The 22,264-nt window shown below is 35.2% G+C and carries 22 protein-coding genes, 1 pseudogene and 1 other annotated feature; of the genes and pseudogenes, 17 read left to right on the forward strand and 6 right to left on the reverse strand.

Annotation, left to right across the window (positions count from 1 at the left end):
- Window positions 1-18: 18 nt before the first annotated feature.
- Window positions 19-234, reverse strand: a binding site (T-box leader).
- Window positions 235-287: 53 nt separating this feature from the next.
- Window positions 288-632, reverse strand: coding sequence for a DUF3899 domain-containing protein (locus tag MKX53_RS04740; protein WP_340761770.1), 345 nt, complete (start codon window positions 630-632; stop codon window positions 288-290).
- Window positions 633-868: 236 nt separating this feature from the next.
- Here MKX53_RS04740 and MKX53_RS04745 point away from each other — a divergent pair, with 236 nt between their 5' ends.
- From MKX53_RS04745 to pepF, 11 genes and pseudogenes are all read left to right on the forward strand, one after another.
- Window positions 869-2,584 (forward strand): peptide ABC transporter substrate-binding protein, encoded by a 1,716-nt coding sequence (locus MKX53_RS04745; RefSeq protein WP_340909532.1) that lies wholly within the window; start codon window positions 869-871, stop codon window positions 2,582-2,584.
- 196 nt (window positions 2,585-2,780) lie between these two features.
- Complete coding sequence (gene opp3b, locus MKX53_RS04750; RefSeq protein ID WP_340761772.1) at window positions 2,781-3,713, forward strand: oligopeptide ABC transporter permease; 933 nt, start codon at window positions 2,781-2,783, stop codon at window positions 3,711-3,713.
- On the forward strand, window positions 3,713-4,732 hold the full coding sequence (gene opp3C, locus MKX53_RS04755) for an oligopeptide ABC transporter permease (RefSeq protein ID WP_340909535.1): 1,020 nt from the start codon (window positions 3,713-3,715) through the stop codon (window positions 4,730-4,732). Before opp3b ends, opp3C begins: the two co-directional genes overlap by 1 nt.
- A 15-nt stretch (window positions 4,733-4,747) precedes the next feature.
- On the forward strand, window positions 4,748-5,812 hold the full coding sequence (locus MKX53_RS04760) for an ABC transporter ATP-binding protein (protein WP_340909537.1): 1,065 nt from the start codon (window positions 4,748-4,750) through the stop codon (window positions 5,810-5,812).
- The gene (locus MKX53_RS04765) at window positions 5,812-6,753 is read left to right on the forward strand and encodes an ABC transporter ATP-binding protein (RefSeq protein ID WP_340761775.1); all 942 of its coding nucleotides are present in this window, start codon (window positions 5,812-5,814) and stop codon (window positions 6,751-6,753) included. The genes MKX53_RS04760 and MKX53_RS04765 overlap by 1 nt, the downstream gene beginning before the upstream one ends.
- Before the next feature lie 434 nt (window positions 6,754-7,187).
- Entirely contained in the window at window positions 7,188-8,396 is a 1,209-nt protein-coding gene (locus tag MKX53_RS04770) for a putative glycoside hydrolase (protein WP_340909538.1), read from the forward strand.
- 393 nt (window positions 8,397-8,789) lie between these two features.
- Window positions 8,790-9,185, forward strand: coding sequence for a transcriptional regulator SpxA (gene spxA, locus MKX53_RS04775; RefSeq protein ID WP_175453953.1), 396 nt, complete (start codon window positions 8,790-8,792; stop codon window positions 9,183-9,185).
- Between the two features lie 225 nt (window positions 9,186-9,410).
- Entirely contained in the window at window positions 9,411-10,079 is a 669-nt protein-coding gene (mecA, locus tag MKX53_RS04780; protein ID WP_093535589.1) for an adaptor protein MecA, read from the forward strand.
- A gap of 123 nt (window positions 10,080-10,202) precedes the next feature.
- Window positions 10,203-10,859, forward strand: a pseudogene (locus MKX53_RS19675) (competence protein CoiA); the annotation flags it as partial.
- A 132-nt stretch (window positions 10,860-10,991) separates the two neighbouring features.
- On the forward strand, window positions 10,992-11,354 hold the full coding sequence (locus tag MKX53_RS04785) for a hypothetical protein (RefSeq protein ID WP_340909540.1): 363 nt from the start codon (window positions 10,992-10,994) through the stop codon (window positions 11,352-11,354).
- A 62-nt stretch (window positions 11,355-11,416) separates the two neighbouring features.
- The gene (gene pepF, locus MKX53_RS04790; protein WP_340909542.1) at window positions 11,417-13,237 is read left to right on the forward strand and encodes an oligoendopeptidase F; all 1,821 of its coding nucleotides are present in this window, start codon (window positions 11,417-11,419) and stop codon (window positions 13,235-13,237) included.
- Between the two features lie 490 nt (window positions 13,238-13,727).
- Here pepF and MKX53_RS04795 read toward each other — a convergent pair whose 3' ends face one another.
- From MKX53_RS04795 to MKX53_RS04810, 4 genes are all read right to left on the reverse strand, one after another.
- On the reverse strand, window positions 13,728-14,543 hold the full coding sequence (locus tag MKX53_RS04795) for a ClpXP adapter SpxH family protein (RefSeq protein WP_245762631.1): 816 nt from the start codon (window positions 14,541-14,543) through the stop codon (window positions 13,728-13,730).
- A complete protein-coding gene (locus MKX53_RS04800; protein WP_340909545.1) occupies window positions 14,540-14,938 on the reverse strand; it encodes a globin domain-containing protein in 399 nt (132 codons plus the stop codon). Before MKX53_RS04800 ends, MKX53_RS04795 begins: the two co-directional genes overlap by 4 nt.
- Window positions 14,939-15,186: 248 nt before the next feature.
- Window positions 15,187-15,837 (reverse strand): lytic transglycosylase domain-containing protein, encoded by a 651-nt coding sequence (locus MKX53_RS04805; protein ID WP_340909548.1) that lies wholly within the window; start codon window positions 15,835-15,837, stop codon window positions 15,187-15,189.
- Window positions 15,838-15,842: 5 nt separating this feature from the next.
- The gene (locus MKX53_RS04810) at window positions 15,843-16,418 is read right to left on the reverse strand and encodes a CYTH domain-containing protein (protein WP_340909552.1); all 576 of its coding nucleotides are present in this window, start codon (window positions 16,416-16,418) and stop codon (window positions 15,843-15,845) included.
- Window positions 16,419-16,516: 98 nt separating this feature from the next.
- On the opposite strand from MKX53_RS04810, the gene MKX53_RS04815 reads away from it, so the two are divergent.
- The 6 genes from MKX53_RS04815 to MKX53_RS04840 all read left to right on the forward strand — a co-directional run bounded on the left by MKX53_RS04815 (window position 16,517) and on the right by MKX53_RS04840 (window position 21,472).
- On the forward strand, window positions 16,517-16,900 hold the full coding sequence (locus tag MKX53_RS04815) for a UPF0738 family protein (protein ID WP_093535580.1): 384 nt from the start codon (window positions 16,517-16,519) through the stop codon (window positions 16,898-16,900).
- Between the two features lie 32 nt (window positions 16,901-16,932).
- Window positions 16,933-17,607: a GTP pyrophosphokinase gene (locus tag MKX53_RS04820; RefSeq protein ID WP_093535578.1), complete on the forward strand. Its 675-nt coding sequence runs from the start codon at window positions 16,933-16,935 to the stop codon at window positions 17,605-17,607.
- A 3-nt stretch (window positions 17,608-17,610) separates the two neighbouring features.
- Window positions 17,611-18,417, forward strand: a complete 807-nt coding sequence (locus MKX53_RS04825; RefSeq protein WP_340761781.1) for an NAD kinase — start codon at window positions 17,611-17,613, stop codon at window positions 18,415-18,417.
- On the forward strand, window positions 18,414-19,325 hold the full coding sequence (locus tag MKX53_RS04830; protein ID WP_340909556.1) for an RluA family pseudouridine synthase: 912 nt from the start codon (window positions 18,414-18,416) through the stop codon (window positions 19,323-19,325). Before MKX53_RS04825 ends, MKX53_RS04830 begins: the two co-directional genes overlap by 4 nt.
- A 343-nt stretch (window positions 19,326-19,668) precedes the next feature.
- Window positions 19,669-21,054: a magnesium transporter gene (gene mgtE, locus MKX53_RS04835; RefSeq protein ID WP_340909558.1), complete on the forward strand. Its 1,386-nt coding sequence runs from the start codon at window positions 19,669-19,671 to the stop codon at window positions 21,052-21,054.
- A 52-nt stretch (window positions 21,055-21,106) separates the two neighbouring features.
- Entirely contained in the window at window positions 21,107-21,472 is a 366-nt protein-coding gene (locus MKX53_RS04840) for a hypothetical protein (RefSeq protein ID WP_340909561.1), read from the forward strand.
- Between the two features lie 198 nt (window positions 21,473-21,670).
- On the opposite strand, the gene MKX53_RS04845 is transcribed toward MKX53_RS04840, so the two are convergent.
- Window positions 21,671-22,189 (reverse strand): CotY/CotZ family spore coat protein, encoded by a 519-nt coding sequence (locus MKX53_RS04845; protein WP_093535568.1) that lies wholly within the window; start codon window positions 22,187-22,189, stop codon window positions 21,671-21,673.
- Between the last annotated feature and the right edge of the window lie 75 nt (window positions 22,190-22,264).

Genomic DNA, 22,264 nt, shown 5'->3' on the forward strand with positions numbered 1-22,264 from the left:
AACATCACGCATCCCTATAAAAGGGACGAATGATGTTAAATCCGTGGTACCACCCAGCTTGCTAAAATAATTAGCCACTCTTGTTTCGTAACGTGAACGGGACGGTATATGCTACTTTCCTTTCACATATACTGCTCAGAAGCCCATTCCATTTACCGTATGATCTGTTCACAGCGACCACAGACTCTCTTAGCATACTTCAGTAAATGTACTTTTCTTCTTCAAAGCTAAATTATTTAGTTTTGATTATTATATATAGAAGAAACACAAAAATCAAGGGATCTTAATTAGCTGAAATAGATAAACAAAGCAATACTCATACAAAGTAAACTCGAGAGACCTAATGCAATTATTGGTTTATAGGGAAATGAAAAAACTTCAGACGGCAAACGCATCTGTTTTGCTTCTTTTCTCATATATCTCGGTGTAAATATCTTGCGTGTACTTGCAGTAAAGAAATCAAAAAAACCACCTGAAACCACATAAGTCATTAAACCAATAAATGTTATTGTTCCTCCGACAAAAAAGGACATGTTTATGTATGATACGAGTTGGATATTTTTATAAACCAATAGCATTAATATAAAAATAATTACCTGACTACCCAAAAAATAAATTAACCTATTCTTCATATTTCACCTCATCATTTGTAAATTATAAAATAGACACTGAAAATATGCAAAAAATTGATTATTTAAATTACCAAAAATAAGCAATTTCTTTTCCAAAGATTCACAATTGTTAGGACAATGTAATGATATTGTTACACTATTGTAAAAATATAAAAAAAAAGCCTGTACAAGCTAGAAAGAAAATGTATAATAAATATTGTAATGAATTTTTCTGAATATTTAAGGAGGTTAATTTTATGAAGAATAACAAGCTTGTATGGCTTTTAAGCCTACTGTTAGTTGTTGCTTTATTCCTAGCTGCTTGTGGTGGCGATGATAAGGAAACTAAAGATGATACAACTACAGACAAAGACGATAAAGACGCAACAACTGAAGAAACAGAAGTAGCAGCAGATGAGGAACAAGTTCTTAACTTGATCATGACTGCTGAAATTCCAACAATGGACTCAGCTCTAGTAACTGACGCAGTTGGTTTTGACCTACTTAACAACGTGAACGAAGGTTTATACCGTTTGAATCAAGAAAATATTGCTGTTCCTGCAATCTCTGATGGGGAACCAACAGTTTCTGAAGATGGATTAGTTTATACTTTCAAATTACGTGATTCTAAATGGTCTGACGGTACTCCAGTAACTGCTAATGACTTTGAATATTCATGGAAGCGTGCTATGAACCCAGATACTGCATCTGAATATGGTCCATATATGATGGCGGGAGTTATCAAAAACGCTACTGCGATTTCTGAAGGAAAAATGGATTACACTGAGTTAGGTGTTAAAGCGCTAGATGAAAAAACTTTAGAAGTTTCGCTTGATAAACCAACTCCTTACTTCTTATCACTTATGTCATTTGGAACATTCTTACCACAAAGTGAAGCATTCGTTACTTCGCAAGGTGAAAACTACGCGAAAAACTCTGAATCACTTTTATACAACGGACCGTTTACACTTGCTAATTGGGACGGAACAGGTTTATCTTGGCAACTTCTTAAAAACGAAGAGTACTGGGATAAAGAAACTGTGAAACTAACAGAAATTAACTATGATGTAGTTAAAGAGCCAGGTACTGGCGTTAACTTATATACAGAAGGTCAAAAAGACCGTGCACCACTTACAGGTGATTTTGCGATGCAATACGGTGCTGACCCAGATTTAATCCATGAGTCAGAAACATCTGTATTCTATTTCAAATACAATCAAGAACGTCTTGGAGAAAAAACTCCACTTGCTAACGTAAATATTCGTGAAGCAATCACAAAAGCGTTTGACAAACAAGATTTAGTAGATGTAGTTTTAGCGAATGGTTCTGTACCTGCTAACTACTTAGTACCAAAAGACTTCACTTTCGACGAAAATGGTACTGACTTCCGTGATGTTAACGGAGACATGGCTGTATTTAATGTTGAAGAAGCAAAAGCTGCGTTTGAAACAGGTTTATCTGAATTAGGTGTTTCTGAGTTAACTCTAGAAATCTTAAATGGAGATACAGAATCTGCGAAGAAAACTGGTGAATACCTTAAAAATCAATTAGAAACAAACTTACCAGGTTTAACTGTACAATTAAAAGAAGTTCCATTTAATGTTCGTTTAGATCTTGATACAAACCAAGACTACGATATTCAAATTGCTGGATGGGGACCTGATTATCAAGATCCTTACACATTCATGAACTTATGGTTAACTGGTGGCGGTAACAACCAAATGTCATATGCAAACCCTGAATATGACAAATTAGTAAACTCGGCTGTAAATGAATTAGCACTAGATCCAGAAGCTCGTTGGCAAGCACTTGCTGATGCTGAAAAACTTCTTATTGATGAAGATTTTGGAATCGGACCAATGTACCAACGTGGATTAATGTTCCTTCAAAAACCATATGTTAAAGGTATTGTTGCCCACCCATTCGGTGGAGACTATAGCTACAAATGGGCTTACATCGAAGGTAAAAACTAATAGTTTAGTAAATCTTTAAAATCACATAGTTTGAGAGTATATGGTTTCCTAATGCGGACCATATACTCTCTTTTTAAATGAATCAGAATTCACCAAATATTTTATATTTTTATTCTTTTTGACAACAGGTAGTTTAATCTGTTTATATATATTTAGTAATTAATCTATTAAAATATTTTTTGTAGGAGGTGCAAAGATGACAAAATACATTATTCGTCGTGTGTTTTATATGTTTATAACATTTTTCCTGATTGCAACGGCTACATTCTTCTTGATGAAGGCGCTTCCAGGATCCCCGATTAGCTCTGCTCCTAAACTATCTCCTTCACAACTTGCGATAGTTGAAGCCAATTATGGGTTAGATAAACCAGTCCCGGTACAGTATGCAAAGTATATGTTAAATTTGGTCCAAGGTGATTTAGGAAACTCGTTCCAATTTAAAAACGCAAGTGTAACAGAATTGATTATTAATCGTCTGGGACCTTCAGTATTACTCGGAACCCAAGGGTTAGTCCTTGGTGTAGTACTCGGTATACTTTTAGGAATGATTGCAGCCTTAAGACAAAATACAATATGGGATTATGGTAGTACGTTAATAGCTATCATTGGTATTTCAATTCCATCTTTCGTTTTTGCAACATTCCTCCAATATTGGTTTGGTGTTAAATGGGGACTATTCCCTGTTGCCTTATGGAAAGACGGTTGGATGTCGAGTGTGCTTCCATCTCTTGCACTAGCAATGGGACCACTTGCAACAGCTTCTCGTTTTATCCGAACAGAGATGATTGAAGTATTAAGTTCAGATTACATCACTTTAGCTAAATCTAAAGGAGCAAGTGGATTTGAAGTTGCATTTAAACATGCTTTCCGTAATGCATTAATCCCACTTGTAACAGTATTAGGTCCTCTAGCTGCAGGATTACTAACTGGATCACTTGTAATTGAACAAATTTTTGCGATTCCTGGAATCGGAGAACAATTTGTAAAAGCAATTTTATCAAATGACTTCTCAATCATTATGGGTACAACACTGTTCTTCTCTGCGTTCTTAATAGTCGTAATATTCGTAGTTGATATTCTTTACGGAATCATTGACCCTCGTATTCGTTTGTCAGGAGGTAATAATTAATGAGTCAAGAAACAAAAAAATTACCTGCTGAGTCGTTTGAAAGAGTTCAATTAGATAGTAGTCATGCGGAAAGAATTTCGAAACCAAGTTTAAGTTTCTGGCAAGATGCTTGGTTGCGTATCCGCAAAAACAAAGCAGCTATCGTTAGTATGTTTATATTGGCTTTTATCATCATCATGGCGTTTGTCGGACCGGTGGTTAGTCCACATGATGCTGAAACTCAAACATTGAAACATGCAAATCTACCACCGAAAGTTCCAGGACTTGAAAACCTTGGTATATTCGATGGAGTTGGTAACTTAGCTGGTAAAGAAGTAGATTTATACGAAATGAAAAAAGTTGATACGTATTATTGGTTCGGTACAGATGGCCTAGGCCGCGATATGTTCTCACGTGTTTGGGAAGGTACGCAAATCTCCTTATTAATTGCTTTTGCTGCTGCTTTAATTGATATGGTTATTGGTGTAGCATATGGAGGGATTTCTGGTTACTACGGTGGTCGTGTCGATGATATATTACAACGAATCGTGGAAATCTTATATGGAATTCCGACGTTAGTTGTCGTTATACTAATGCTTCTATTTATGGAACCAGGCATAACTGCGATCATTATCGCAATCACCTTAACAGGGTGGATCGGTATGTCCCGAATTGTTCGTGGTCAAGTACTGAAATTCAAAAACCAAGAATTTGTTCTGGCATCAAGAACACTAGGCGCAACTAATGGTCGAATTATTACTAAGCACATTTTACCTAATATCATGGGTATTATCATTATTAATACTATGTTTACTATTCCGAGTGCGATTTTCTTTGAAGCTTTCTTAAGTTTCATAGGATTAGGACTTCAAGCACCTAACGCGTCTTTAGGTACACTTATTAATGATGGTTATAAGTTAATTCAGTTCCAACCGCATATTTTATTGTATCCGTCTCTTATCTTAAGTCTATTAATGATTGCATTTAATTTACTTGGTGATGGTTTGCGTGATGCATTTGATCCGAAGATGAAAGACTAAAGGAGGAAAGCGAATATGGAAAAGATATTAGAAGTTAAAAACCTAGAGCTTTCCTTCCATACATTTGCTGGTGAAGTAAAGGCCATTCGTGGCGTTAACTTCGACTTAAAAAAAGGGGAAACACTGGCAATTGTAGGAGAGTCTGGCTCTGGTAAATCAGTTACAACAAAAGCAATTATGCGTTTGTTACCTGAATCTAGTTCAGAATTTAAAAGTGGTCAAATATTATTTAACGGAAAAGATTTAACTAAGCTATCGGATAAAGAGATGCAAAAGATTCGAGGAAAAGATATTTCAATGATTTTCCAAGATCCAATGACTTCTTTGAATCCTACAATGACAATTGGTAACCAGATTATGGAGCCGATTTTAAAACACCAAAAAGTTGGGAAATCGGAAGCACGTAAAGTAGCAATAGACTTATTGCGTTTAGTTGGTATGCCGAAACCTGAAGCACGTATTAAGCAATATCCTCACCAATTCTCTGGTGGTCAACGTCAACGTATTGTTATTGCTATTGCGCTAGCATGTAATCCACAGATTCTTATTGCGGATGAGCCAACTACTGCATTAGATGTAACGATTCAAGCACAAATTTTAGAGTTAATGAAAGACCTTCAAAAGAAAATAGATACATCTATCATCTTCATTACACATGATCTTGGGGTCGTGGCAAATGTTGCGGATAGAGTAGCCGTTATGTATGGTGGTAAAATAGTTGAGATTGGGACCGTAGATGAAATATTCTATAACCCTCAACACCCTTATACATGGGGCTTACTAAGTTCAATGCCTTCATTAGATAGTGCCGATGAAAAATTATATGCAATTCCAGGAACACCTCCTGATTTATTGTATCCACCTAAAGGTGATGCATTTGCACTACGTAGTGATTATGCTTTGAAAATAGACTTAGAAGAAGCACCACCATTTTTTAAAGTAAGTGATACGCACTCAGCTGCTACATGGTTGTTACATCCGGATGCTCCACAAGTTGAGCCTCCACTAGCAATTGTAGAACGTATGAAAAAGTTCCCAGGTAGCCGCTATTATGAAGGAACGGAAGGAGGGACTTACTAATGGCTGAAAAATTACTAGAAATTAAAAATCTTAAGCAGTATTTCAATCAAGGTAAGCCTAATGAAGTTCGTGCGGTAGACGATATCAGTTTCGATATATATAAAGGGGAAACACTTGGACTAGTAGGGGAATCTGGCTGTGGTAAATCCACAACAGGTCGAACAATTATACGCCTTTACGAAGCAACAGATGGACAAGTAATTTATGATGGAATTAACGTTCATGATAAAAAGTCGAAAAAAGATTTAAAATCATTTAACCGTAAAATGCAAATGATCTTCCAAGATCCTTATGCTTCGCTAAATCCGCGTATGAAAGTACTTGATATTATTGCGGAAGGTTTAGACATTCATGGACTTGTTAAAAATCCAAAAGAACGTAAAGAACGTGTTGTGGAATTATTAGAAACTGTAGGGTTGAACCGTGAGCACGCTGACCGTTATGCACATGAGTTTTCTGGTGGACAAAGACAACGTCTAGGTATTGCGAGAGCACTAGCTGTTAACCCAGAATTCATCATTGCCGATGAGCCAATCTCGGCATTAGACGTTTCTATTCAAGCACAAGTAGTTAACTTACTAAAAGAATTACAAGAAGAAAAAGGCTTAACGTATTTGTTTATCGCCCATGATTTATCAATGGTTAAGTATATTTCGGATCGAATCGGTGTTATGTATTTTGGTAAGTTAGTAGAACTAGCTTCTGCAGAGGATTTATATAAAAATCCAATGCATCCATATACACAGTCACTATTGTCAGCTATACCACTTCCGGATCCAAATTATGAGCGTACTCGTGTGCGTAAATCATACGATCCTGCTTCTCATAATTATCAAGATGGGGAAGAGATAGCAATGCGCGAAGTAACGCCTGGACATTTTGTATATTGTTCAACAAAAGAGCTTGCCACTTTACAAGCTATTTCAGGTTCACAAGTATAATAAATCAGCGACCATTCATACGAATGGTCGCTTTTTTTGAAAGAAAGTATATAAGGTACTGACTGGATTCCAAGTAAATGATATGAAAATACTCACACCTAAGCGATAAACGTTTCATTGAAGTATTACTTACTTGATTGACTGGAGTGTAATGTGGTGCCTTCTATAGGGCCGAGAAAACGTCAGCGGAAAGTATTTTAGTGGACAAACGATGTGGTTCACCTCTTCAAGTATTAGCTGACTAATTAATAAAGCCAATATTCTGTCCAAAGTGCCTTTTATATCATAAATTGATTTAATCGTATTTTAATGGGTATACATGTAAGGTAAATATGAAATTCTCGCACTCTATTTATTTTTGGTCTAATGGCACTTTCTTTCATAGTTTGAACTTGTTAGAATAGAGTGACTTATAGGAGAGGGATTTTTAAAATATGAAAAAGTATCTAAGAGTAATAGCTTCGGCATCGATAGCAATGACAGTATTTATACCTGGTGCTGTTAGTGCAGAAACAAATTTATTTTCAAAAGAATTTTCTTCTAAAGAATTTAGCTTTCAAGCAATAGACGAAACTCTTGTATCTTCATCTAAATTATTCACATATGATTCTGGTTTGACATTTGAATATCCAGATGCGGTAAGAGGTGTATATGTAACAGGACATTCTGCAGGTGGAGTACGTTTTAATGATTTAGTGAATTTAATGGACACAACCGATTTAAATGCAATGGTTGTTGATATTAAAGATGATTTTGGAAACCTTACATACATCCCAAAAGAAGATTCAGCATTAACAAAATACGATATTGGGAAACCGTACATAAAAGATCCGCAAAAAATGTTGAAAACCATGGAAGAAAAGAAGATTTATCCGATAGCGCGTATCGTTATCTTTAAAGATACAGAGCTTGCGGAGAGAAAGCCTGAATGGTCATTTGTAGATGGTACATCAGTCTGGAAAAATGGACGTGGGGAAGCATTTGTTAATCCTTTTATGAAAGAGGTATGGGATTATAATGTGGAAATAGCAATTGAGGCAGCTAAAATGGGCTTTAAGGAAATTCAATTTGACTATGTTCGTTTTCCAGAAGGTTTTGAGAAGAGAGAAAACACGTTAAAATACTCAATGGGTGAATATGAAAAGTCAGACCTAGATTTTGTTCAACGTAGGGTTTCGGCAGTTACAGATTTTGTAGCTTATGCAAAAGAAAAACTAAAACCATATGGCGCTCAACTATCGGTTGATATTTTTGGATATTCAGCTACATTACCAGAGGCTCCAGGAATCGGTCAAAATTTCAGTAAAATATCTGAAAATGTGGACGTTATTTCTTCTATGATTTACCCAAGTCATTGGACTTCTTACTTTGGAATTGCAAAACCAGATTTAGAGCCATATAGGTTAGTACAAGAATATGCAAAGGTTGAAAATGCTAAACTGGCAGAGCTAGAAACGCCCCCTGTATCACGTCCATGGCTACAAGATTTTACTGCTTCGTATTTAGGGGCGGGTAATTATCAACAATATGGTAAAGAGGAAGTAGAGGCCCAGATTAGGGCATTAAGCGAAGCTGGGATTAAAGAATATTTATTATGGAATGCAGGCAATAAGTATACTAAAGGCGTAGATTATACTCCTTAAGCATAGAATAACAAGAAAGTAGAATGATATTATCATTCTACTTTTTTGTTTTTTTGAAACCTTTTTGCATTTAAAACGTACTATTAAGTATAACAGTTATTTTCATTAAGTATCACTAATTGAGAAAATAGTATTTTATGTTGGAGATGTTTAAGTTCTTGAAATGGTGGGTAATAATTAGTATATAATTAAAAATGATTCATTCTATATACGGATTACCTAATAAGTAACACGAAATTGTGACAGTAATTTTTCCTAGTTAAATTTTTCATTAAAACGTATTTTAAAAAAATTAAAAGTGGTGTATACTAAAGAAAGTATATAACTACATTAAATTAATTATAATCTACTTTATATAACACAGACATTTGAAGGGACGTGTTTTTTAAAATGATGGTAACTTTATTCACTTCACCAAGTTGTACTTCTTGTAGAAAAGCAAAAGCGTGGTTAGAAGAGCATGAGATTGCATATAAAGAACGTAATATTTTTTCAGAACCACTTAGTATAAGTGAAATAAAAGAAATCCTTCGTATGACAGAAGACGGAACAGATGAAATTATATCAACACGATCTAAAATATTTCAAAAGCTGAATGTTGATTTAGAAAGTCTCCCGTTACAACGTCTTTACGAACTAATTCAAGAACATCCTGGCTTGCTACGTCGACCAATTATTTTAGATGAAAAGCGTCTACAAGTTGGTTACAATGAAGATGAAATTCGTAGATTCTTACCTAGAAAAGTACGTGCTTATCAATTACTTGAAGCACAACGTCTAGTTAACTAGTGTAATATTAAGCTAATTGTTTTTCAAAGTACTTTTTTGAAAAATAATTGGCTTTTCTTTTTTTCTTCCACTTGCATTCAAGGCTAAATTTTTCTACAATGCATGTAGTTTGATTAATAATTTTAAAAGTTAAGTAGGAATCCTTTTCTTTTTTTTATAAACGACATACAATAGTAATAGACACTACACATTTGAGACGGTAAGAAGCGAAAGGAGATGTGTTAAATGGATATCGAGCGTATCAATGATAACACTTTCAAAGTATACATTTCATACATCGACATTGAAGAAAGAGGCTTCAGCCGAGATGAAATCTGGTTCAATAAGGATAAGAGCGAGCAGCTTTTTTGGGAAATGATGGATGAGGTTCATGATGATGATCATTTTGAAGAATTAGATGGTCCTTTATGGATTCAAGTTCATGCGATGGAAAAAGGTTTGGAAGTGATTGTTACAAGAACGGAATTAACAAAACAAGATGAGCGTTTAGGGAATAATTCAGATGCTGATGATATATCTAGTAAAATATTTAAAAATGGGGTATCAAGTTCTATCGGTCCACATGAGTTTGATGATTTTTCAAGTTATATGGATGAATTAGATGAAATTCCAACGGATTATACATTTGTTTTTGAAAGCTTTGAGGATGTAATTGGTCTAGCAAAAAAATTAGATGAGGCAGATTTACAGACTTCTTTGTATTTTTATGAAGAGAAGTATTATTTGCATATCGTTTTTGATTTTGATGAAACCGAATTTGAATTGGTACTTAATACATTAAGTGTTGTTTCAGAGTTTGCAAATAATTCAAAGACAACCATTCATATAATTCAAGAGTATGGGAAAGAAATAATTTCCAGTGGAGTTCTAGACGAATTAAATAAACATTTTTAAAACCTTCTATTTATAGAAGGTTTTTTTGATTGCTTCTTTATAGAATCTTTCTGGATATGCGCTTATACTTTTGTTTAAAGTAGTTGCATTATTTTCTGAAAATTTGTATATTGGTATTTGGAGGTGATACCAATATTATCAGCTGTAACAAGAGATGGAGAAATAATCATACCTGCACAACATCCTCGAACCTTTTTAAATGTTTTAAAAACGAGCAATACCTTCTCCTGCGCTCAATGTAGCGAACAAGTTATTTTGAAAAATGGACCAATAAAAATCCCACATTTTGCTCATACTCGGAATATTTCCTGCAATCAGGCTTTTTCAGAAGGAGAAAGCGAAGACCATTTAAATGGTAAATTGGATTTATATGAGTTTTTGCAGAAACATTCATCATCCGTAGAATTAGAAGCTTACCTACCTTTTCTTCATCAAAGACCCGACCTATATGTTCAAAGCAATGTATCCAAATTTGCAATAGAATTCCAGTGTAGTCAAATCCCCGTTACCACAATTCAGGAGCGTACAAATGGCTATATAACTAAGCAAATTATTCCTCTATGGATCTTGCGGACACCGAGAAGTTCCGACTTTCCAATCCATGAAATAGGCACTATGAAGCTATCCTCCTTCCGGCAACAGTTCTTTTATACGACCCCAAATGGAAAAGCAATACTCACCTATTGCCCTCGAACAAAGTATTTTCATTATATTTCAAATCCAATGCATGTAAAGGCTAATAATTATATTGTTAAAGTTAAGAAGCTATCCTTGGAAGAGCAGTCCTGGCCCTTTGCCATACTAAAAAAGAATTCATGGGAAGAGTTTCAAAAATACTTATGCTTATACAAGCACCACCGCTCCAAGCATTTAGACAATCTATACTTTTTTAATAGAAAAGGAGTCCAATCCTTGTTCCTCCAAATATGCTATAGATGGCGAATGCATCCCAAGAAAGTACCTTTTTTTATAGGTATTCCAACTAAACTAGCTGTTATTTTTCCTACCCATGCGGTTGAATGGCAAATTCAGTTTATAGATTATTTACATCAACTAGGTCTATCCATTCCACAAGCGGACTATCAACATTGTGAAACTTTTCTATTAGATAGAAATATATCATCCCAGCCTTCCGCAGAACATATAAAAGCAGTAGAAAACTATCTTAATACACTTCAACGCTGTCTAATTTCTACTGAAGATGCAATATATAATAGTAAAATGAATTATTATTTAATGAAACAATTGTTATACAGTGAATTCCTTGCAAATTGATTTGAATATTGAGAAAATAGAAGGTGATTCGAAATTCGAAACAGTAGGAGGGGGAGTTTAGTTTGACTACAGATACAAAAAATAAAATATTGACTCGTGATGAAGTAGCAGAAAATTTAACTTGGAAATTAGAAGATATTTTTGCTTCAAATGATGAATGGGAAAAAGAATATCTAGAGGTAGCGAAATTGTCAGAGAAGGCATCTTCTTATCAGGGAACAATCAGTAATGGTGCTGACGCTCTGTTAGAAGTGTTGACTTACCGTGATGAAATTACTTCAAGATTGCGTAAACTATATACATTCGCACATATGAGAACGGACCAAGATACTGCAAATAGCACATATCAGGCGATGGATAGCCGTATAAAATCATTGTATGTGAAAGTGTCTACTGTGCTATCGTTTTTAGTGCCAGAAATACTTTCCGTCGATGAGACTGTAATTGCTAGTTATTTAGCTAAAAACAAGGATTTACAAGTTTATAAACAATTACTTGAAGAGATTAATAAAGAGCGTCCTCATATACTTCCAAAAGAACAGGAAGCATTATTGGCACAGTTTTCGGAAGTTGCAGGTGCATCAGCTGATACCTTTGGTAAACTAAATAATGCAGATTTAGAATTTCCATTTATCAAAGATGAAGATGGCAATGATGTCCAACTAACCCATGGCAGATACTCACGTTTCTTAGAAAGTGAAGATCCGCGTGTACGTGAAGATGCTTTTAAGGCGATGTATGATACGTATGGAAAATTCCGAAACACATTTGCTTCAACCCTTACAGGGAATATTAAAGGAGACAATGTTAACGCTAAAATTCGTAACTATAAATCGGCACGTGAAGCTGCTATGTCTAACAATCATATTCCCGAGAGTGTATATGACAACTTAGTCAATACAGTCAATAAAAATGTTCACTTACTTCATCGATATGTAGCTCTAAGAAAAAAAGTATTAGGATTAGAGGAAGTTCATATGTGGGATTTATACACCCCATTAGTGAAAGAATTGGATATGGAGTACACATATGAAGAGGCGAGTGATGCGATGCTTAAGAGCTTTGAACCTCTAGGGGAAGAGTACGTGTCTATTGTCAAGCAAGGACTTGAAAATCGTTGGGTTGATGTAGTAGAAACGAAAGGTAAACGATCTGGCGCTTATTCTTCAGGAACTTATGGTACGAACCCATATATACTGATGAACTGGCAAAACAACGTTAACAACCTTTTTACGCTTGCACATGAATTTGGCCATAGTATTCATAGTTATTATACTAGAGCTAATCAGCCTTATGTTTACGGAGATTATTCTATATTCGTGGCAGAAGTAGCTTCTACATGTAACGAAGCATTATTGAATGATTATCTACTAAAAACGATTGATGATCCAAAGAAACGTATTTACTTATTAAATCACTGGTTAGAAGGGTTCCGTGGAACTGTTTTCCGTCAAACTATGTTTGCGGAGTTTGAACATATTATTCACCAATTGGATCAAGATGGTGAAGCCTTAACGGCAGATAAACTAACAGAAGAATATTATAAGTTAAATCAAAAGTACTTTGGAGATGAAATTGTAATTGACGAACAAATAGGATTGGAATGGGCTAGAATTCCTCATTTCTATTACAACTACTATGTATACCAATATGCGACTGGTTTAAGCGCTGCAACTGCTTTAAGTAACCAAATTCTGACGGAAGGTAAGCCGGCTGTAGACCGTTATATTAACGAGTTCCTAAAAGCAGGTTGTTCGGATTATCCAATCGAAGTATTGAAAAAAGCTGGCGTAGACATGAACACTGCTGCTCCTATTGAAGAAGCGTGTCGCGTATTTGAAGAAAAATTAAATGAATTAGAACAACTACTTTTAGGAGAATAACAACAAGGCTTGGCTTAATGCCAAGCTTTTTTTAAGAAAATATACCGTAAGCACCAAATTACCTGAAAAAGAGATGCTGGTCGTAGTGATGTAAAATACGATGAAACATCTAAAAATAAACTCGGCAATCATACGAATAAGTCGTCCAGTGTAATTCACGAACGGAAAATAGGTTTAATCTAGTGTCAGCTTTATCGTTCTCAGTAACTAGTGCACTGATAATATGTTTGGGATAGAGGTAAGACGTCCTATGATGTATGACGAATTTGTGAAAAGATAAGCTAATATATTGTATTATATAATATGGCGTGGTAAAGTAAGAGTGTGAAATAAATCACAAGATAACATACACCCCTTTGTTTGAACGTGAACATTTCTCCCATCCCCTTTGTAAATGAAAACACCCTTTCCTCGGTAGGAGGAATGGGTGTTTTCTGTATTTATGACAATAAACAACGGCCTATCTTATAAAAGATAGGCCGTTGTTTATTTATTTTAACCGCCATAATACGGTATTTGGTAAGAGTAGTCTTTCAACCTTTTGCAATAATAGAAGTTTTTTAAGCTCACGTTCTGCTAATTGATTAGAAATATTATAATAGCTTGCAATCTCACTTGTAGTTAAAGAATGGAATCGATCAAAAAGCTTTTCAAGCAACGGAGGGTCTTGTATTTCAGGCTCTTTATTTAACATTTCTTGTAGAATTTGTACATATATCTCGTAAGGATAATTTCCGGAAACTTTTAAGCCTTCATCTTCGATATTTTCATTAAAGAATACAATACTTGGAAAAGAGTCGACTTCCATTTCACAAGTAATGGATAAGTCGCTTTGGAAGGACCTAGCACATTCATTGGAAATAAAGTCTCGTGTAAATTCATCAACATCGAGTTTAACTTCTTCTGCTATTTCCTGTAAAACAGAAAAGGATGTAACATTTTTAGTCTTCAAAAACAAATATTCTTGTATTTTTATGAAAAACCGTAAAGCAGCTTTTTTCCCTTGAAATTCAGCTGCTTTTACAGCAATTGAAGGGAAAACTGAATGTTCTATTTTAGAAATACTGAATGGATCATTACTCAAATCGGCATTGGGAAAGTTACAAACTGTATTTAACTTATTCAGTTTAGTACTTAATACAGTGCGTACAGTAAAGTACTGGCCATACTCTACTTGCAATTTCCGTAGGGTAGGTTGCATATCCCAACAAGTTGGACAAAGTGGGTCCAAAAAAACATACATTTCAAGCGGCTTGTTTACTACTGGGGATGTGCACGTATCAGACGGAATTTGTATTCTTGTCACGTTTTCTCCTCCTCATGACTCGTTTGATTGACCATGTGGTTGGCTGTAAGTTCTAAGCGGCGATAAAATGTATCCCGAGACTTCCCTTCTAATCCTATTGTATCCATCGCATCTCTCATACAGGAAAGCCATGCTTGTGCTCTTTCAGGAGTGATCGGGAATGGATTATGTCGCATTTTCATCATCGGATGTCCGTGTTCTTCTGTATATAAATTAGGTCCACCTAAATATTGCGTTAAAAATTGTTTTTGTTTTCTTGCTGTTTCCGATAAATCATTAGGGAAAATCGGTATAAGCAGTGGATGCTTTGCTACATTGCCGTAAAACGTATCCACGAGCAGATGTAATTTTTCTGCTCCGATTTCATCGTAAGGAAGTATAGGTTGTTGTGTCATTTTCTTTACCCCTTTGCTCTAGCACTATATTCATTCTATCAACGAAACCTAAATATCTCAAACAATTAGATTATCTCATAGTAAACGGTAGTCGAATTTTAGTGTAGACAACTAACGAAAAATCTAATGAAAATAAGCCTTTTAATCCCTTTTAATAGGACAAATATATTATTTTATCTTATTCCCTCACCAAAGGGAGTGGCATAAAAAAACAACCTACTAATATTAATAGGTTGTTAATGTTTCGGTTATGCATGGAAGTTATTCATCACTTTTTGTACGTAATTTTGTGTTTCTTTATATGGTGGAATACCATCGTATTTTTTTACTGCTCCTGGTCCTGCATTGTATGCAGCAAGCGCCGTTTCAATATTGCCATCAAATTTAGTAAGCATTTGACTTATATATTTTGCCCCACCCATTATATTTTGTTCAGGATCTAATGAATTAGTAACTCCTAAATACTTAGCTGTACCTGGCATTAATTGCATCAATCCGGAAGCACCAGCAGAACTAGTAGCAGAGGGGTTAAAGTTAGACTCTTGTTTAATAATAGAAGAAATCAGTTTTTCTGGAACATTGTACTTTTCTGCAGCTCGTTTAATAATTTCATCATAGTCTGTCCCATTTGTAGTAGGGGTTGAATAAGAAGAGATTAAATCCGCTAAATTACTCTGTGCAGAGTTTACACTAGATGGAACAAATATAGGGGATTTTCCACTATATAATAATGAAGAAATATCTTCATTTGTCTGACTCCCTGTACTAGCTTGTAAAACTTGTCCTAACATATCAGAAAATAAGGAAGGATTGGATGAGTCATTTTGAGAGCTTTGCACACTACCTAAAGTTTGCATTGCATTTATTTCCATTAAAACTTTTAAGGATTGAATATCCAAAGGGATCAACCTTTCAACATATTGTTATATTTCACTAGGCGAGCAATTTTCTTATCAGTGGGTCGAATTGGAATACTATGTGCTTCCAACAATTCAAGAAACACTTTTTTTCCATATTTTACATCACTACTCTCATATTCTACCTCATAATCCTCTGTTTGACTATAAATGGAGTGATCTAAAAAAAGATTCCCGTTTTTATAGGACATTTCGACACGATTTGTTTGTAAGCTTCCAATACAGAGTAAAGGAGTGGCAAGATTGAATTGCTGTAGAAAGGGAATAGAAGGGAAAGTGGATTGATTGATAATAGCATCCCTTTCAAAATCAGACACTTCTACTGTATTTTCTTCCATCACATGTTCTTCTATCGGTCGTTTAAGAGTAAGTTCATTTTTATTTTTTAATACGCGCAAGCGAAAACCCATCCGATTATCCTTAAAAAAGTTATTCTGTGTATCAAAGTAATAATTTGTTTGGGTGTGAAAGTCCTTTTGACCTATTTGAAAAAAGGATACAAAGCATTCAAATTCTTGTTTTGTTAATAAATTTTTAAACTCTATTTCTTTTTCGGATTGCATATTACACGACCTTTCCTATTATTTCTATTATATGCGCTTTTCAAAGAGATTCAATATGTTAAAATAGTGGAAGCATAGACAGAAAGGAACGATTTATTTTGCCTATTACTTATAATGTGCTTAGTGGTGTTCAATTAGAAAATGATATACGCTTTACGCTAGAAGTATTACCTAATAATCCTCAACTAAAAGCAGCGGGTCAAATGATTACTGATTCAGACTCTATGGCTTTTATTTATCTCTTAGAAGATGAAATAGGATATCATTACTTAAAGTTTGGTCAAGAAGTTTGGCCATTACTTGTAAACACCTTAAAAGCTGAAAAAGATCCATCGTTGCAAATCGGTGACAAAGAATTGATCTTACAGGGCTTTAAAGAGGAACTGAACATGCTAATTTTCAATATAGAAGGTAATGACAATTACGGTGCAGATTTCTCCAGAGCAGTGGAAGAAGCATTTAGTGAAATTTTACAACCATAGAACTAAGGTCATTGGAAGTGGAGGACAAGCTTATGGGGCAATGGGATCGCTTTTTGGAGCCATACAAGCAAGCTGTGTCAGAGTTAAAAGTAAAACTAAAAGGAATGCGCGCGCAGTTTGAAAGAGATAATACAAATTCACCTATCGAATTTGTAACTGGTCGTGTCAAACCGTTGGCAAGTATATATGATAAATCACTTGAAAAAGGAATCTTATTTGAGCCTTCTGATACGTTAGCGCAAGAAATACCAGATATTGCTGGCTTACGGATGATGTGTCAATTTGTAGATGATATAGAAACGGTCGTAGTTCTGTTGCGCGCTAGAAATGACATAAGAATAGTAGAAGAGCGCGATTATATTTCCCACAAGAAACAAAGTGGGTATAGATCCTATCATATGATTATTGAATATCCAGTTCAAACAATTCACGGGGAGATAAATATTCTCGCTGAAATTCAAATACGTACATTAGCGATGAATTTTTGGGCATCTATCGAGCATTCATTGAATTACAAATATAAAGGGATCTTTCCAGAAGAAATTAAAAAAAGACTTCAATATGCGGCAGAAGCAGCATTTCGATTAGATGAAGAAATGTCTTTAATCCGTGGAGAAATTCAAGAAGCGCAGAAATACTTTAGTGAAAATAAGGAACTTTCTCATCCAAATCTCCTGGAATCCAAAAACGAAAGAGAGGGAACATGAATTATGAAATTTTTTATATTGTCCCGAAATGATGATTTATCGAATGAATTAATGGAAAGTGCCAAAACGTATTTAGTAGATTTTGGACTCGTTATTGATGAAGAAAACCCGGATATCGTCTTATCCATTGGTGGGGACGGCACATTATTACATGCATTTCATAAGTACAAACATTTAACCCCTTCTGTTGCTTTTGTCGGACTTCATACAGGGCATCTCGGATTTTATGCGGACTGGAAACCAGAAGAGATTGAAAAACTAGTTATTAGCATCGCGAAAAAAGAATTTGAAGTAATAGAATATCCTTTACTTGAGGTAACAATCAATTATAAACATGGGGAAGACAGTTCGGTCTATTTAGCATTAAATGAGTCTACTGTAAAATCACCTGATGTTACATTAGTAATGGATGTGGAACTGAACGGAGACCATTTTGAGCGATTCAGAGGAGATGGTTTATGTATGTCTACTCCATCTGGGAGTACGGCATATAACAAAGCACTTGGAGGGGCCATTGTGCATCCTTCGTTAGAAGCTATTCAACTTGCGGAAATTGCATCTATTAATAACAGGGTCTTCCGAACAGTTGGTTCATCATTGGTCTTACCGAAACATCACTCATGTTTACTCAAGCCTGTGAAAGGACCGGATTTCATGGTTACTGTAGACCATCTTCAGTTATTACACAAAGATGTTCAATCTATTAAGTATCGAGTGGCAGATGAAAAAGTTCGTTTCGCTCGGTTTAGATCATTTCCTTTTTGGCATAGAGTACATTCTTCCTTTATCGATAGTGATTTAGAAATATGAAAGAAGATTTAATCCATTTAGAATTTCGAGTAAATGAGTCGCAACAATTACTTCGGGATGCAATTCGGCAATACGGTATTTCGAAAAAAGCATTGACTAGTATTAAATACGAAGGTGGGCAAATTACGGTTAATGGAGTGGAGAAGACCGTACGCCATAAGTTAGATATAGGGGATTCGGTCAAAATTACATTTCCACCTGAGAAAAAGAGTTTGGGATTAATACCTCAGCAAGTCGACTTTCCAATTTTGATGGAGGATGACCATCTTCTCATTCTTACAAAAGTTGCCGGCATAAGCACAATTCCATCTCGCGAACATCCCACCGGAACAATGGCCAATTATATAGCTGGATATTTGGAGAAAAGTGGACTATCTTCTACAGTACATATTGTAACTAGGCTTGATAAGGACACTTCTGGTATCATTTGTGTGGCTAAGCATCGTCACGCACATCATTTATTAAGTGAAATGCAAAAATTAGGCCAAATTTCACGTGCTTATGAGGCTTTCGTTCACGGTCATATTGAACAAGATGAATTAGTTATTGATGCTCCTATTGGTAGAAAAAATGGTAGTATTATTGAACGTATTATCGATGACAATGGTAAACAGGCTAAAACAACTGTTCACGTATTATCTCGTTTTGAAATCGACGGAAAAAAACTTTCGCATGTACGATTATATTTACATACTGGTCGTACACATCAGATTCGAGTACATATGATGTCTATTGATCATCCATTAATCGGAGATGATCTATATGGTGGTGAACTCCAAATCATAAGTAGGCAAGCACTTCATGCGAAAGAACTAAAATTGATACACCCATTTACAAAAGAGCGTATGCACTTAATTGCTCCATTTCCAGAAGATATGAAAGCGCTGATTCCCACTAATTATTCCTAAGTGACAGGAAGAATGGTGGGATTTCATATTTTTAGTAACTGAGTTCGTATTTATAAAAAGTTAGTGGTAGCCAAACCAACCTCATCGGTATCTAATCCAGACGGACACTTCATTCCCTGTCACTTCGTCCACAGGGCGTTTTTAACATGGTAATCGCAGCCTTACGCTCCAATCAGCGAAGTTCATTAAACGAATACGAATTATAGGTTATAATATTAAGTTATTTTGTGTGTTTCATATTGTTGATTTAGTTAAAAGATTACCTAAATTTTTTATAAAATTATTTCCTAGGGAATATTAACATTGCTTATTTAGTGCTTACTTCATACAATAAATAAGCAAAATGCAGAGAGGAGGAGAAAGTGTGAAAGATGAAATCACCCAAGAGCCCTTAGAGGAATCTATCTTAATTGAATTTTTATTGAATGAGTCAATGGAAGAGTTTAGAGAAGAATTTATGCAACTACATCCGTATGATCAGTCCATATTTTTTGAAAAGGTGGAGCCAGATGTACGTATGAAAATTTATCATTACCTTTCTCCTAAAGAAATAGCTGAACTATTTGAAGCGACAAAATTTGATGGCGAGCAATATGATTTGTTTATGCAGGAAATGGATATTACATATGCTGCAGATATGCTTTCCTTTATGTTTACAGATAATGCAGTAGATGTTCTAAATGAGTTAGGTAAAGATAAGGTTGCTAGTTATTTAAACATTATGGATAAGGAATCTGCAAAAGAAATTAAGGACCTCTTGCATTATGAGGAATATACAGCTGGTTCCATCATGACAACAGAATATGTAGTCATTCCAGAAAATTCAACATGTCGCTCAGCAATGACTATTTTGCGTAGCGCTGCACCTGAAGCAGAAACCATTTATTATTTATTTGTGGTGGACGATGATCATAAACTATCCGGTGTTATTTCACTACGTGATTTAATCATTGCAGATGAAGATACATTGATAAAGGATATTATGAATGACCGCGTAGTAAGTGTTTTAGTAAGTGTTGATCAAGAAGAAGTAGCAAGAATGATCAAAGACTATGATTTCCTAGCTGTTCCAGTAGTAGATTTTAAAAATCATTTACTAGGAATTGTAACGGTCGATGATATTTTAGATGTATTAGACGAAGAAGCATCAGATGATTACTCAAAACTTGCTGGTGTATCCAATATGGACACCTTTGATAAAGGACCATTACAAGCTGCTAGAAAAAGACTGCCTTGGCTTATTATTTTGTTATTCCTAGGAATGCTCACTGCTAATCTAATGAGTATTTTTGAACAAACACTAGATAAAGTTGCACTTCTTGCTGTATTCATTCCCCTAATCGCTGGTATGGCTGGTAATAGTGGGACACAAGCCCTAGCCGTCGCAGTTCGTGGTATTGCAACAGGAGATATAGAAGAAGAAAGTAAGACGAAATTACTTTTTAGGGAAGCTGGCACTGGACTGATTACCGGTCTCATTTGTGGTTTGCTTGTGGTCGGAGTAGTATTTTTTTGGAAACATGATTTACTAATTGGTATTTTGGTTGGTTCATCGATTTTTGGTTCGATTTTTGTTGCTACTTTGGGAGGTTCTTTTATTCCTTTATTGATGCATCGAATGAAAATAGATCCCGCAGTCGCATCGGGACCATTTATCACAACAATAAATGATGTCGTGAGTATTTTAATTTACCTTGGATTGGCCACTTTATTTATTTCATCATTGTAGTTTGTATCATATTTTTAAAAATTGCATAAAGTAAAGTAAAAAGGATGTGCTAATGAACTCATTTAATGATCCTTTGCTCTTTATAAAAGGTCCTCCAGTTTTTCATCTGCCACCAAATGAACGAGCTGTAATTCCATACGAATTACTAGATGAAAGTACATCGATTTATGAAATACAGAAAAGTTATTCGACGAAGACACTAGCAATTATAGATAAATTAAAATTTTTAGCAAAACCATTTCAACGTAAAGTATATCAACCGTTAATATTTCATCTAAAAGGTGGAGTAACTGTGCCAGGTGAAGTAGAGAGGGTTGAAGATAGTCAAGTTACTTTACAAGTTGGAAAAGAAGAATTGATGACTGTTCCATTAGAAGAGATCGAAAAGATTATGTGGCGTGGAAGTATATTGAAGTGAACTTAGGCTATCCTATTGTAGGATAGCTTTTTTGTGTTTAAAGAAAGCATAAAGAAAATATATTACTGATTTAAGTTACAGGTGGAGTACAAAGGCTAAGAGCGTCAACCGATTTTTAAAGGACAGGTGTTTCAAAAAAAATCACTAAAAAACCGCTCGGGTTCGCCCCGAACGGAATAGACACTACAGATGAAACGATCAGTCACATACATCTAAAAATACATCGGCGATACATTCAATTGCACAGAAACACTCTAAGTCTACAGTAACACAGCTACCAGTAGATCTGAAGTTTCGAACTTTACAAAGTTTTCTTAAATCGATTTTTGTACCACAATCGTTTAATAAATCAACTTCTTTACGCTCTCTGTCAAGTGGCTCTAAAACTCTTAATGTTGCACAGCACCCGTCAAAGATATCTTCTACACGGAAGAAAACAGAAATACAATCACAATCAAATCTATCATTATCACGGAAGAATGCTTTAAAAGGATCTCCATCTTTCGTTAATAACATAAATACACGTGTGTCTGCTTGACGTCTACTAGCAGGGCTAACAAGACCACCAAGTGGTTCTAGGAAACAATTTGTAGGACATTGAGGGCATTCGTCGTTTGTTGCTTGATCTTGAATGTCTTTAATTGCGCGGACAACATCACAAACACAGTTTCTAGAACGATGCTCGTCAGTAACATCACCTATTTTTCCACAACCCATTAAATTCACCTCCTCTTCATCTCTTACTAACGTATGTGGGAAGTTCATCTTGACAAGGGCAAATATCTCGTAAGC

This window comes from Psychrobacillus sp. FSL K6-4615 (assembly GCF_038008225.1).
Lineage (GTDB): Bacteria > Bacillota > Bacilli > Bacillales_A > Planococcaceae > Psychrobacillus > Psychrobacillus psychrotolerans.